The sequence below is a fragment of the Mycobacterium sp. TH-M106 genome (assembly GCF_057473765.1).
This window is the reverse complement of the sequence record NZ_JBYCLE010000022.1, coordinates 16739-30176: the sequence shown is the minus strand read 5'-3', so window position 1 is coordinate 30176 and position 13438 is coordinate 16739. Positions and strand designations below refer to the sequence as shown.

Genomic DNA, 13438 nt, shown 5'->3' with positions numbered 1-13438 from the left:
GCCATTGGGCTAGCTCGTGCGGTGGTGGACTACCTGTTCGACGCGGGTGAGATGATCACCCGCGGCGAGGCAACCAGAGTCTTCGTGGAAGCACTGCTGCAGCGCGGCAACGACGGCGATATCGCGGAGGCGCAGGCCGCGATCGACCGTTTGGCGGCGGTGCCGATCGATCCGGGGTACGTGTTGTTCGAGGTTCCGCTGCTGCGGCTGCGCGCGCTGATGGCCCGCGCGAACGGCGACGAAGACGGCTACCGCGACTTCGCCGACCGGTATCGCAAGAGGGCCACCGAGGTTGGCTACGAGGGGCATATGGCGTTGGCGGAGGCGATGATATGAGTGGGGGAGTGGCGTTGTCGTGGCCATTGATTGGCCGCTCGGAAGAGATGCGAGCCCTCGAGGCGGCCATTTTGGCTCCGGATGTTCCCGGGATCGTTGTCTACGGTTCGGCCGGTGTGGGCAAAAGCCGGATCGCCCGTGGGGCATTGTCGGCTGCCGAGTCGCAGGGTTGCGAAGTCCGTTGGGCGGTCGGCACATCCTCGGCGAGGGCGATTCCGCTGGGAGCTTTCACCGCGTGGGCGCCTTCGCGTGTCACCGACACGGTTCAGTTGCTGCGGGGGGTGATCGAGTCGCTGACCGCCGGCTCGTCGGATGGCGCGGTGGTAGTAGGTGTCGATGACGTGCACCTGCTCGATGATCTGTCGGCATTTGTTGTGCACCAGATCGTGCAGCGCGGCACGGCTAAGGTGATTCTGACCGTTCGCGACGGTGAACCGATCCCCGCTGCGGTGCGTGAGATATGGACAGCTGGCCGGTTCGATCGGCTCGACTTGCAGCCTTTGTCACTCGACGAAACCACCACACTACTGTCCGCGACGTTAGCGGGTTCGGCGGATCCTGATGCGGCTCAGCGGCTATGGAAGCTGACTCGCGGCAATGTCTTGTATCTGCGTAACATCGTCGAGCAGGAGATCGCCGATGGCCGGCTGGTGCAACAGCACGGGTCCTGGCGCTGGATCGGTGATCCGATCATGCCGCCCGGTTTGGTTGAGTTGATCGAATCCCGCATCGGGGCCTTGTCCGGGCCGGTTAGCGATGTGATCGACGCGCTGGCTGTCGGGGAGCCGATCGAATTGGCGGCGCTGAGGCGGATCACTGATCCGGTCGCAGTTGAGGAGGCCGATACCCGTGGCCTGATCGCGCTCGAGCCCGTCGTTGGGGGTGTGGGAGTGCGGGTGGCGCATCCGCTCTACGGTGAGGTGCGCCGCAGGCGTGCGGCACCCATTCGGTTGCGGCGGTTGCGCGGACTGGTGGCCGCCGAACTGGCCGCATCCGATGATAGCGACGACATTCAGGTGGTGGTGCGGCGCGCCGCATTGGGGCTGGACTCCGACCTGGCGCCCGATGCCGAGCTGCTGGTGAGGGCGGCCCATGGCGCGGTCTGGCTGGCGGATTTGGCGCTGGCCGATCGGCTCGCGGAAGCGGCAATCCGCGCCGGCGCTGGTCCGGAGCCGAGTTTTGTTCGTGCGCATGCACTGTCGTGGTTGGGTCGGGGTGAGCAGGCCGACGCGGTGCTCGCCGAGATCCGCGCCAGCGACTTGACCGACGCCGAGCGCGCCAGATTGGCGTTTTTGCGAGCCAGCAACATGCTCTGGGCGCTCGGTGAGCCCGCGCGTGCGAAGCAGATTATCGACGACGCGTCATGCACCGCACCGCCACGGGCCCGCAACTATATCGATTCGTTTTTGACGGTGTACTGGTTTGCGACGGATCAGCCGGATGCAGCGAGGCGGGCTGCCCAGGACCTCGACCTCAACGAGTTGCCCGCCGTGGTTGGCGCTGAGATCGCCTGGGTGATTGCCGAAATCGACGCCGACGCGGGGTACACCAGCGAGGCGGTCGCTACCGCGGACGCAGGCTATGGCATCGCGACGCGTTCTTTGGACGCTCCGCAGATGAGGTTCAACATCGCCGACGCACATGTGAGCGCCCTGCTGCTGGCGGGCCGGGTGAGCGACGCCCTTGATGTAGCCGAGCGGGTGCGCCGGCAGGCGGCCGATCTGCCGGGGGCGGCGCAGTTACTCGGTGCGGCGGTGGCGGGTCGGGAGGCCCTTGGTGCCGGTCGTCTCGATACCGCATGTGTGCTGCTAGAACAGGCCGCAGTGGGGTTGTCGGCTAGTCATGCCATCGGTTGGGGGTATCGCTACCTGGTTTCACGCGCGACTGCGCTGGCCATGCGGGGTTCAACGGAAGAGGCCGCTGCCGCGCTTGCCGCGCTCGACGAGCAGCAACGTCCTTTCCGCTTGCTCGATGGTGAGCGCAGTCTGGCCCGGGCGTGGGTGGCTGCGGGCCAGGGTGCGGTCAGTGAGGCGCTCACCGTTGTGTTGGCGGCGGCCGAAAGAGTTAGAGCTAAAGGGCAGTTCGCGATGGAGGTGTTTTGTCTGCAGACCGCCGCCCAGTTCGGGGATCGTACCGGCGCAGCCAGGTTGTGTGAGCTCGAATCGGTCGTAGAGGGGCCGCGGGTGGGCCTGGCTGCCCGGTTCGCCGCCGCGCTGCGCGACGGCGACGCCGCCCAATTAGCTGCGGTGTCACAGGACTTCGAGCGCATGGGTGATCTGGTTGCCGCCGTCGATGCCGCCGCGCAGGCCGCGCTGGCGTATCGCCGCGAAGAACTGCGGGGATCGGCGTTGGGATGCGCGACACGCGCTGCTGCCCTGGCCGAACAGTGTGGCGCCAGTACTCCGGCGCTTCGCCAGGCTGCAGAGCCCTTGCCGCTGACCGATCGTGAGGCAGAGATCGTGATGCTGATCGGTGAGGGGTTGTCCAACCGCGCCATCGCCGAACGCCTGACTGTTTCCGTGCGCACCGTGGAAAGCCACATCTACCGGGCCATGTTAAAGACCGGTACCACCAGCCGCGACGAAGTCGCCGCCCTGCGACCCCGCCGCCGGGCGCGAACAGAGTAAAGGCTCTGACGGTGTGCGTTTAGCGGCGGCGGTGACGATTTCAGTATTGCCATACTGAGTCGACACGGTCACCGCTGATGCATGCTGCTTGCGAAACTGACGGCGGCGCAACGACGCGTGATCGTTGCTGCCTGGACAGGAGCAAGTGGGCCGCACAACATAACATCGCAACTCAGTAGAACCGCCCCGAAGCAAACGAAATTGCAGTGGCGCACTACTGAGCTCATCTCACTGTAGGCAAGCCACGATTCTCATTGCGGAACGCGGCCCTAACGTGGTGGCCGTCCTTCCGCCGGGACAGAGCTGGAGGAACGACGATGGGTCCACAAAATTCGCCGGTCGCAGCGCTCACCATGAGTGTCGCCGTTACCGGAGCCAGCCTGATCACCGGCCCTTCGGTGACAACACCGCTATCCGACGTCCAGCTCCGCGAAATCCAGCTCACCGGCGGTGACACCGCGGATTTGCCGCTGGGCGACGGTACGGCATTGGTGTACGGCCCCAGCGGTGTCCCGATACCGCCCCCGCAGTACGTGGATGCCGCCGACACGCTGTACCTGCAGCCGCTCGGCTTCACCGGCACCGCCCAACCCGCGTTCATCCCCAATGGTCTATATCCGCAAACCGGTATCAAAAGCCTGGGGTTCGGCACGTCGCTGGGCCAGGATCAGCAGATCATGATCTCCGATATCGAGAACCAACTAGCCGCCGGAGGGGTGAGCCCCGAGAATCCCGTCGTGGTTTTCGGCTACTCCCAGAGCTCCGCGGCCGCCTCGCTGATCATGCAGCAGCTCCACGACGCAGGTGTGCCCAGTGACGATGTGCACTTCGTGCTGCTCGGCGATCCTCAAAATCCCAACGGCGGCTTTCTCAACACATTCGACTTTCCAGCCGGTAACACCGGGGCCCTCACCCCTTTTGACTATCCCTTCGAACCCGCGACACCATCTGACCTCTACCCAACCGACATCTACAGCATCGAATACGACGGTGCCGCCGACTTCCCGCACTACACGACCAACCTGCTGTCGGACCTCAACGCCCTGCTGGGAGTTTTTACACAGCACTTCATTTATCTGAACCTCACCCCCGAGCAGATCAGCAGCGCGATTCTCTTGCCGGGATCTGCGGCGCTCACCGGCGAAGGGCTGACCGACTACTACATGATTCCGAGCGAGAGCTTACCGTTGCTGATGCCGCTGCTCTTGGTCCCGGGGGTCGGGAAGCCGGTCTATGACCTGCTGGAACCCGTCACCCGGATCCTGGTGAACCTGGGTTACGGCAGCATCACCGAAGGCTGGAACCAGGGGCCGGCGAATGTGCCCACCACCTTCGGGCTGTTCCCCGACATCGACCAGACGCAGCTCTGGGAAGCGCTGAATAGCGGCTGGCAGCAGGGGGTCACCGACGCCCTCAACGATATTCAGAACCCGGTCAGCTACCAAGACCAGATCGCGCCGTGGCTGCCGTTCGCGGACGCTTTCTACACGACGGGATTTGCCCCCGAGAACCCGTCGTTTGACGATGTGGTGGAGGGGCTGCTCAAGCTCTTCGACTTTCCGGTTTCCGACGTGACGCTGAGCTCCCCGCCGACCGACATCATCAACATGATCAGCAGCACTCTCGCCTACGACTATTCGACGTTGCTGCCCGCCGCCGACATGATCAATGCGTTCTTCACCAGTCTCCCCGCGTACGGCGCCAGCATCTTCGCGGATCAACTCGAGGCCGGGAACGTCCTTGACGCGCTTCTTCTTCCGCTGTCCGCCAACACGGCACTGATCCCATTCAACATCGAACTCGGTGTCGCACCCGCGCTGATCGCGGCCATAGGCACCCTGGACAATCTTGCGGCGCTGTTCTCCTAACCGCCGACCGCCGTCATGGCATTGCCTCGGCCCAGTCGATATGCCCCTCGAAGCCAAGCGTTTTCGCCATGTCACGGTAGCGGTCCCGATATTCGCGATAGCGTTCATCGTCGCCGTGAGCCCGCGCCAGCAGCGTCTGCAGCCGCAACAGCCAGATGTCGCGCATCACCAGACCATCATCGCCTGGCGCGGTCGCTAACCGCTCGATCGCGGCCTCGGCTTCGGCCACGTCACCGCCGGCCCCGCGATCCAGCAACGTCTCCACCAGAACACCGGTCGCTGCAGGGCCCCACATCGGCAGCTGTCCCTCGCGGAATAGATGGTCGACAGCGGCGCGCATAAGCGGTATGGCCTCATCGCGGTCTCCACGCCGAGCCCTCTCACGCGCCACATACACATTGACGAGCGGCAAATCGCACAGGAAGTGTCCCTGGCGCGGGAATTCATCGCTGGCCTCGGCCAGCAGCTTCTGCCCACTGGAAGGCTCCACATCCGTGTGGCGGTGCACCAGCGCAAGGCCCAGCGTCGCCCGGGCGACGACCAACGCCATATCATCAGCGGATCGTTCGGCAATCCGTAGCGCATCCTCGATCTCGCCCATCGCGCGATCATCGGGCCTCAGTGCGCCAAGCGCTATTCCCGGGTTGCACACCCAGGTGACAGCCGTGGCGTAGGACAACGGATCGGCGCTGCGTGCCATGTCCAAGCCGTGACGCAGGTCGTCTCGCCATCCCGGACGACCGAGGTAATACCGGGCCGCAGCCCGCGTCGTGAAGGCGAGCACTAACGGAGACCCGAAAACGAAGTTGCCTTTAAACGGATCACCATCAGCCAGGTCGATAACCCTTTCTGACCACACCAGCACGTCACGCCACTCACCACTTTCAACCTTGGCGTAGATCACGGGGAAGGACAGCCCCACCGTCAGGCTCGGATCGCCGATCGACTCGGCGAGGTCCCAGGCTTCCGATGCCAGCCGCGACGCCTCGCGCACCCGGTCCTGAAACGCGTGATCGATCACCAGCCCGGCCATGGCGATGGCCAGGGACGCTTTGTCCCCGGCGGCGGTGCACAACTGCCGCAATTCATCGAACCGGGCCCCGGCAACGTTTTCGTGGACTCGCCAGGCGATCCCGCACAGCATGGTGCGCGGGGCGATGCGCATGGCTGCCCGGTTGGGGTCGTCGGCGGGCAGCGCGTCGGCGATCCTTTGCGCTCGCTCCCAGCTCAGTCGCGCCGCGCTGATGTCGCGGTTGGTTGACCACGCGCCGGCGCGCATGTGCCAGTTGTAGGCGGCGTGCTGTTCGCCGGCAGACTCGAGGTGTTCTGCGATCAGCGCCGCATTCTCCTCGACCGCTGCCGGGTCACGTGTTTCGATCGCGGCCGCGACGCGCCGGTGCAGGTCAGCACGATCCGATTTGAGTTGTGACTCGTAGGCCACCGTGCGAATCAGCGGATGGTGAAACACATACTCGGGGTGCCCGGTGAATGTGACCTGATCGATGAGTTCGGCGCCGACCAGATCCGCTACGAGGGGATCGATCCCCAGCGTTTCCAACAGGTCGAGGGTGAATCGCGCACCGAGCACCGCCGCTGCGTTCAGCGTCTGCTTGGCTTTCGGGTCGAGGCGATCGATGCGCGCGGCGATGGCCGCCTGCAGTGTAACCGGCACGCTCACCTCGCCAACCTCGGCCGCCGAGATGTATGCGCCACGCTCGCCGCGCAGCACGCCACGCTCGGCCAGGTCGCGCACGATCTCCTCGGCGAAGAACGGGTTACCGGCAGCCCGCTCGGCGATCTGCTGACCCAGCACACCAACCGAGGGATCCGGGCCGAGCAGCTCTGAAACCAGGGCTGTGATCTCCGGATCACTAAGCGGCCCAAGGGCTATCGCCTGGGCCCCAGCGACCCGCGTGAGCGCGCCCTGGTACTCGGGGCGGTAGGTGACCAGCACCAGCGACGGTGTCTGCGGGATCACCGTGAGGAAGCCGGCCAACATCGACTCGCTGACCTCGTCAATCCAGTGCACATCCTCGATGACAAAGACCGCCGGCTCGGTGCGGGCCAGCGACGCGGAATTGACCAGCGCCGTCAACCGCCGCCGCCGCGCATCAGGCTCGATCTTCGGCAGCACCACATCCGGGTCGGCGATGCCCAGCAAGTCATGGACAAGCAGCAAGTCCTCGGGGTCTGCGTCGGGAACGCGGTCGCGGACTCGATCGCGCGCGGTCTGCCCCTCGAGTCCCTCGACGCCGGTGGTCGCGCGCAGCAGCCGTGTGACCACCCGGAAGGGAATGTCGCTGGCGTGCGATTCGCAGAAGGTGGTGAACACCTCCACGTGGTGGCGACGAGCTATCGCCACCACTTCGCGCACCAGGCGGCTCTTGCCGATGCCGGGTGGCCCCGCCACGCCGACCACCGCGCCGTGGCCGTCGGTTGCGCGCTCCAACAAGCCCTCGATGGCGGCCAGCTCCCAACGCCGGCCGACCAGACTCGACTCGGCACGCCCGGCGGCGCGAAGCCCGTCGGGCATGCCCAACAGCCGACGGGCGGGCAGCGGTTCCTCGGCACCCTTGATCTGAACCAACTGAGTTTCACCCAGATCTGCCACGCCCTCAACCAGGCGTGCTGTCCACGCGCTCAACATGACCCCGCCCGGCGGGGCCACCGATTCCATCCGCTGGGCCATCCCGACCTGCTCACCGACGGCGGCGTAGCCGAACTGGCCCGAACCAATCCCGCCGGCGATCACCTGACCGGAGTTGAGCCCGACCCGCAACCGCAGATCGATGCCGTCGCGTTCGCCGACATCGACAGCGAGCCGCGTCGCCTCCTCCTGAACGCCCAAGGCTGCTAGACAGGCACGAACGGCGTGGTCTTCCAACGCGACCGGCGCGCCGAACACCGCCATGATCCCGTCGCCCGTCCACTGTGCGACCGTGCTGCCGTAGTGCTGCACCACCGCCGTGCAGCGGTCGGCGAGGTCGGCCATGATCTCGCGCCACCGCTCGGCACCCACCGCCGCGGCGATCTCCATCGAGTGCACCACGTCGGCGAACAGCACCGTCACCTGCTTGTACTCCGCCGGTGGCGTGGCAGTCGCAACCGCCGCACCGCACTCGTTACAGAACTTCGAGTTCGGCGGCAGCTCGGTACCGCACGACCCGCATACCAACGTTGCCGCCGTCACGTCACGCGGCCCATGGCCGTCGTTCACGTCACCATGGTGTCACCGCTGGCCGACCAACATGATTTCAGTATTGCCCTACTGAGTCGTCGTGGTCACCGCTGATGCATGCTGCCCAGATGACCGATGAAATCAGCGAACGCGAGCAGGCACTGCGCCGGCTGCCGTTGCCGTACTCGCTGGCATTGAGACTTCGCGACGCCGGTGTGGCTGCTGGCGTGATTTGTCAGTACGTCAACGTCGAGCAGGCCGCCCTGGACGGCCTGTACCGCATCGCCGAGGCGAAACTCGCAGCCGCACGCACAGCAACAAGTGGTCGCTGAAGATCTCCACTCAGTAGAACCGCCTCGAAACGGGGCGACATTGCAGTGGCGCGCTACTGAGCTCGTCTCACGGTAGGCAACCCACGATTGAGATCGCGGAACTCGGCACCGACGCGGTCGCCGTCCTTCCGCCGGGACAGGGACGGAGAAACGACGATGACTACGGCGAAATTCGCCGGTCGCAGCGGGTGATGACGGTGATCGCTGCACACGCGACCGGCCACGAATGGGCCAGGGACGGCACTTTGCTGCGCGTCGACTACGACCGCGGCATCGGCTGGGTCGCCACGCACTTCGACCTGAACCTGCGCGTCATTGGCCAGGTCAGGGGTTCAGATGAGGACGCACACCGCATCGAGGCGCGGTGGGCACAGGACTAGGAGGAGTTGTGAGCATGCACCTTGTCGACATGCATCACGGTATTCCCGAGATGCATTCGCTTGCAAGGACTTTTGGCCGGGTTATGGACTCCATCGCAGTCGGCCACCATCAGAGGAGATGATCATGCAGTTAACACTTCGTCCCTATGTCACAGCCGGCGTCGCCGTGGTCGGCGCCGGCCTGATCCATGTCACCCCGGTGGCCGCACCTCGTTTCGAGCAGCGCGCGGTCGAGCTTGCCGCTACCGGGGACATCATCGACCTGGTGAACCCCATCGACGCGGTGGGCAGCAGCCTCGGTGGCGAGAGTGGGTCACTGTTGGCCCCGGTCACCGACGCCCTGACATCCGGCGGTGCAGCGCTGAGCGCAGAGTTCAGCGACGCACTGCCGAACCTCGGTGATCTCGGCGGAGCGCTTGCCGACGGACTGCCGAACTTCGACAGCCTGCTCAGCGTCGCCGCAGATCCGGCTCTGCTGGGTCTTCTGGACCCTATTACCCTCATCAGCCAATTATGGATGGGGCTAATTCAACTGCTTTATTTCGTTCCCGGCCTCAATATCATTTTGCCTGCCTTGGGGGTTGGGCTATTTTTGGGGTTTTTGATTTTGGGAGGTACCTTGAGTTACATTCTGGACGCTCTCGGCCTGCAGGATATCTACAACGTGGACGTTATCGATCCTGCGTTGCCAGCGGCATTCAGCACAGCCCTGGATCCCAGCGTCTTGACGTCGGATCTGAGTACGGCCCTGGATCCCAGTGTCTTGATGTCGGATCTGAGTACGGCGCTGGATCCCACCATCCTGGTGCAGGATCTGAGTACGGTGCTGGACCCCAGCGTCTTGACGTCGGATCTGAGTACGGTGCTGGATCCTAGCGTCTTGATGTCGGATCTGAGTACGGCGCTGGATCCCAGCGCAATAGCCGACCCCGGCGCAGTGTTCGACCCCGCCGCAGTAGCGGACATCGGCACCTTGCTGACCAGCATGATCCCGGATATCTGATCAGGTCCTCGGCACACCGGACACGAGTGACAACGTGTCAGGCACATACCAGAGAAAGAAGACACACCATGTCCACGTTATCTGCGGCACCCGCCGATCCGCGGCGTGTCGCCGAAAACCCTGAGCAAGTCAACGAACAGGTGAGTCGACCCCTCGTACTCATCACCGAGCAAACGGTGGTCTTCCACACCGCGGTCGCGCTGACGCCGCGGACGAAGCCCGCCCGCGTGATTGCCGCCCTGCGCGCATTGCTTCTCAGTTCATCCGAGGATGCACGGTCGCCGCGGCGCGACTATCCTCCGCGGCGCGATGCCTTTCTCGAGGAAGCCGCCATGGCACGAGAGATGAACCGGTTGTGACCGGCAAACACGCGCTGCTTGCTGATCCGGGCGCGGTCGGCCGACGGGCATATCGCGGTGATCGGGCGACGCCGGTGCTGCAGCTCGACGGCGTCGCCAAGACCTACCGCAGGGGAGGCGAGCAGGTGCGTGTGCTCGTCGACTTCGACTTGACTTTGGGCGCAGGGGAATTCGTCGTCGTGTCCGGGCCGTCGGGGGCCGGCAAGTCGACCCTACTGCATATCGCCGGCGGGTTGGATGCCCCGGACACCGGCACGGTGGCCGTTGCCGGCCAGGACGTGTGGGCGATGAGCGCCGGTGCACGCGCCGCGTTCCGGCGGCGCCACCTCGGATTCGTGTTCCAGTTCTTCAACTTGGTGCCCATGCTGAACGCAGTGGAGAACGTGTCGTTGCCGTTGGTGCTCGACGGTATTCCTGCGCGAGCAGCCGACGCGCGCGCCGAGGAGCTACTGCAGCGGGTCGGGCTCGGCGAGCGCGCCCGGCACCGGCCTGCCGAACTGTCGGGCGGACAGATGCAACGGGTGGCGGTGGCGCGCGCGCTGGCGGCCAGCCCGTCCATCATCCTCGCCGACGAGCCGACCGGAAACCTAGACAGCCATTCCTCGACCGAGGTCTTGGATGTGCTGCGATCGCTGTCAGACGAAGACGGTGCGGCGGTCGTCATGGTGACACACGACCAGGCCGCGGCGCGCTACGGCTCCCGCGAGGTGCACCTTGTCGACGGGCGTGCGTACACCCTCGACGCCGCCGCGCCCACGGCGGAGCGATGATGCTGACGCTGCGTGCCGGATGGGTGTCTTTCCGGCGGATCCACCTCGCGGCGTTGATCGCAGACTGGCGCCGGACGCTGCTCAGCGTGATCGGCGTCGCGCTGGGGGTGACGGTGGTGCTTGGGACGTTGATACTCAAATCCGAGCTTGTCCGCCCGTTCGACGCATTCGGCCCGTCGCTCACCCACGCCGCCGACATCGGGGTGGTCGAGGTTACCCCGAACATCAGCGGCCGGTTGCCGATCCAGACGGTCAACCGGCTGCGCGCCGAGGTGCCAGGAGCGCGAGCGGTCATCCCGATCGTCGCCGCCTTGACGCCCGTGGATATCCCAGCCGACGGGAGCGGAACTCCCGACCGCCCGGCCCAGGGCTTCTTTCTGCTCGGCGGATCGTGCCAGATCGAGCTGCTGGTCGGCTCGTTCAACTGCGAGCGGCGCGCGCACGAGAAGCCCGCAGACGGCCCCGGCATGCCGCTGCAAGTTCCGACGGTCATCGCCCAGCGGCATGGACTCACGCTCGGCGAGGAGTTGCGCATACCCGGCCTGCCGCCAGGTTCGGCGCATTTGGGTTCGACGTTTCCGGAGTTCGACCGCGTCGCGGGCATCAACGACGGGTACGTGCTGCTAGCCCCCTCATGGGACATCGCCGCGAGCATGCTCTCCGCACCCGGCTACGCCACGGCAGCGTTCGTGCTGCCGAGACCGGGCGCTGCGATCACAGCCGGCATCGACCGCGTCATCAGCGGCGTCGCAACAGCAGGCCCGCCCCGGCCGTACCTGCCGGCCGTGTTTGAGAACGCCACACAGATCTTCAACATCACCGCGCTGACCGGCGTCCTGATCGGCTTTCTCATCTCCGTGAACACCATCCTGCTGGCCGTCGAGGACCGGCGAGCGGTGATGGGGACCATCGGCGCGATCGGCGCCAAACCCGTCGGGTTGTTCGCCGGGATGCTCGGCGAAGGCGCCGTCGTGGGCTTCTTCGGCGGACTGTTGGGGGTCCCAAGCGGTTTCCTGCTCGGGACGTACCTCGTGGACCGCTTCGGGCGGTCCATGTTGGCCGGTTCCGGCGGCACCATCACAGCGCACTTCACGCCGAGCTTGATCGTGATCGGAGCCGCCGCGGGGACGGTCTCGGGCATCCTGGCGATGATCGGGCCTGCGCTGCGGTTGGTCCGCGAGGGACCGCTGGCGTCGATGGCGAGCGTCGGCGGGGTGCAGCGCGCCAGGACGATCCCGATGTGGCCGCTGGTTGCCGGGGCGGGCGCGCTGGTGGCCGCCGTCGTCGTGCTGAAGATCTTCGAGCGCGGGTCTCTGCCGCTGAACGTGGGCATCTACGGCATGACGGTGGGGTTGTGCGGGGTGGTGTTGGTGACGGCGTGGATAGCCCCGCGCGGCGCGGGACTGGCGATCACGCTGCTGACGATCGCGCGTCCCGCCGCCGGGCGTCTGCTGGGCGCCGACGTGCGGCGCTATGCCGTGCTGTTCGCACTCTCGGCCGCGCTCCTTGGCCAGGGCGCCAGCTCGGCCATCAGCTCGCACAGCATGCAACTGCTCGGCACCACCCAGATCGCGCAAGAGAAGGCCGACCGGCTGCCCGCCTCCTTGTTGATCGCCGCCCAATCGGTGCTCGACCAGCGGGATAGCCAGATCTCCGATGCCACATTCGAGCTGGTGACCGGCGCCGCCGACGGACTCAGCGTGACGTCACGCTGGCGGTCGACGATCTCGTCAGGGACGTTGTCGCGGTTGGTCGTTGGCGTCACCCCGGGCGATTGGTACAGCACGGCGCTGTATCAGCCGACCGCTTCACCCGACGAGTTCTGGCCGGGTCTGCGGGGCGGGGAGATCGGCCTGAGCGAGATTGCGGCCAGCCGGCTCGGCGTCGCGGAGGGCGGCACCGTCGAGCTGCCGACCGTTGCAGGGCCCAAGCGGTACCGGGTGGCTGGAACCTTTCATCCACGGATGGTGAACGACACCGTAGTGGGCGACATCGTCCTAGTCTCAGACAGATTGGCGCGTGCGGATTGGGCCGCCGTGCGCGACCAGATCGCGGTGGCCTATCCCTCCGCCGCCGCCGCAACCGCGCACCGCGGCGATTTCGTCGACCTGGGCGCCGGATTGCGGGTATACGACAACCTGCAGTGGCGCTCGGAGGCCACCAGCGGGATCACCCGATTCTTGGAGCCGTTCACGCTCTCGGGGTATGTCGTGATGGCGGCCGCCGGCTTGAGCGTGCTGAATGTGTTCGTGCTCGGACTCGTACAGCGCAAGCGTGAGCGGGCCGTGTTGCGGGCGATCGGAATGACCGCCGGGCAGGAACAGGCCGTGATCATCGCCAACGCAGGCCTGCTCGGCGTGCTCGTCGCCGGCATGGCGGTGCTCGGGGGTATGGGCCTCACCTATCTCTGGTCGCTGGGCTCACCGGTGTACTACGGCATCAAGATCGAATGGGGCGTGCTGCCCCTGTCGTTGCGGACCGGGGTGGCAGCGGTATTCATTCTCGTCCTGGCGGCTGCGGTGTATCCGGTGATCCACGCGCGGCGGCTGGAGACGGTCGAGGTGCTGCGAAGCAGCTGACCGCTG

The 13438-nt window shown here is 65.8% G+C and carries 9 protein-coding genes and 1 pseudogene; 9 read left to right on the top strand and 1 reads right to left on the bottom strand.

Translation table 11 applies throughout. The features are described 5' to 3' along the window. The 3 genes and pseudogenes from AC2VOP_RS00790 to AC2VOP_RS00780 all read left to right on the top strand — a co-directional run. Positions 1 to 336: pseudogene (locus AC2VOP_RS00790) on the top strand (cyclase); the annotation flags it as partial. Further along, positions 333 to 2963 carry a helix-turn-helix transcriptional regulator gene (locus AC2VOP_RS00785; RefSeq protein ID WP_486959193.1) on the top strand — a complete coding sequence of 877 codons (2631 nt, stop codon included), beginning with the start codon at positions 333 to 335 and terminating at the stop codon, positions 2961 to 2963. The pseudogene AC2VOP_RS00790 and the gene AC2VOP_RS00785, both read left to right, overlap by 4 nt. A gap of 317 nt (positions 2964 to 3280) precedes the next feature. Beyond that, positions 3281 to 4831: a PE-PPE domain-containing protein gene (locus AC2VOP_RS00780; RefSeq protein WP_486959192.1), complete on the top strand. Its 1551-nt coding sequence runs from the start codon at positions 3281 to 3283 to the stop codon at positions 4829 to 4831. 13 nt (positions 4832 to 4844) lie between these two features. On the opposite strand, the gene AC2VOP_RS00775 is transcribed toward AC2VOP_RS00780, so the two are convergent. Further along, complete coding sequence (locus AC2VOP_RS00775; protein WP_486959191.1) at positions 4845 to 8048, bottom strand: AAA family ATPase; 3204 nt, start codon at positions 8046 to 8048, stop codon at positions 4845 to 4847. Between the two features lie 89 nt (positions 8049 to 8137). On the opposite strand from AC2VOP_RS00775, the gene AC2VOP_RS00770 reads away from it, so the two are divergent. From AC2VOP_RS00770 to AC2VOP_RS00745, 6 genes are all read left to right on the top strand, one after another. After that, on the top strand, positions 8138 to 8341 hold the full coding sequence (locus tag AC2VOP_RS00770; RefSeq protein ID WP_486959190.1) for a hypothetical protein: 204 nt from the start codon (positions 8138 to 8140) through the stop codon (positions 8339 to 8341). Between the two features lie 191 nt (positions 8342 to 8532). Beyond that, positions 8533 to 8721 carry a hypothetical protein gene (locus AC2VOP_RS00765; RefSeq protein WP_486959189.1) on the top strand — a complete coding sequence of 63 codons (189 nt, stop codon included), beginning with the start codon at positions 8533 to 8535 and terminating at the stop codon, positions 8719 to 8721. A 124-nt stretch (positions 8722 to 8845) separates the two neighbouring features. Continuing rightward, entirely contained in the window at positions 8846 to 9724 is an 879-nt protein-coding gene (locus tag AC2VOP_RS00760) for a hypothetical protein (protein WP_486959188.1), read from the top strand. Positions 9725 to 9792: 68 nt separating this feature from the next. Then, positions 9793 to 10083, top strand: coding sequence for a hypothetical protein (locus tag AC2VOP_RS00755; protein ID WP_486959187.1), 291 nt, complete (start codon positions 9793 to 9795; stop codon positions 10081 to 10083). Between the two features lie 74 nt (positions 10084 to 10157). After that, the gene (locus tag AC2VOP_RS00750; RefSeq protein WP_486959195.1) at positions 10158 to 10853 is read left to right on the top strand and encodes an ABC transporter ATP-binding protein; all 696 of its coding nucleotides are present in this window, start codon (positions 10158 to 10160) and stop codon (positions 10851 to 10853) included. Then, positions 10850 to 13432 (top strand): ABC transporter permease, encoded by a 2583-nt coding sequence (locus tag AC2VOP_RS00745; RefSeq protein ID WP_486959186.1) that lies wholly within the window; start codon positions 10850 to 10852, stop codon positions 13430 to 13432. The genes AC2VOP_RS00750 and AC2VOP_RS00745 overlap by 4 nt, the downstream gene beginning before the upstream one ends. The last annotated feature ends 6 nt before the right edge of the window (positions 13433 to 13438 follow it).

Coding starts and splice junctions, on each gene's coding strand:
- AC2VOP_RS00785 (WP_486959193.1), top strand. CDS start 333: ATGAGTGGGGGAGTGGCGTTGTCGTGGCCATTGATTGGCCGCTCGGAA.
- AC2VOP_RS00780 (WP_486959192.1), top strand. CDS start 3,281: ATGGGTCCACAAAATTCGCCGGTCGCAGCGCTCACCATGAGTGTCGCC.
- AC2VOP_RS00770 (WP_486959190.1), top strand. CDS start 8,138: ATGACCGATGAAATCAGCGAACGCGAGCAGGCACTGCGCCGGCTGCCG.
- AC2VOP_RS00765 (WP_486959189.1), top strand. CDS start 8,533: ATGACGGTGATCGCTGCACACGCGACCGGCCACGAATGGGCCAGGGAC.
- AC2VOP_RS00760 (WP_486959188.1), top strand. CDS start 8,846: ATGCAGTTAACACTTCGTCCCTATGTCACAGCCGGCGTCGCCGTGGTC.
- AC2VOP_RS00755 (WP_486959187.1), top strand. CDS start 9,793: ATGTCCACGTTATCTGCGGCACCCGCCGATCCGCGGCGTGTCGCCGAA.
- AC2VOP_RS00745 (WP_486959186.1), top strand. CDS start 10,850: ATGATGCTGACGCTGCGTGCCGGATGGGTGTCTTTCCGGCGGATCCAC.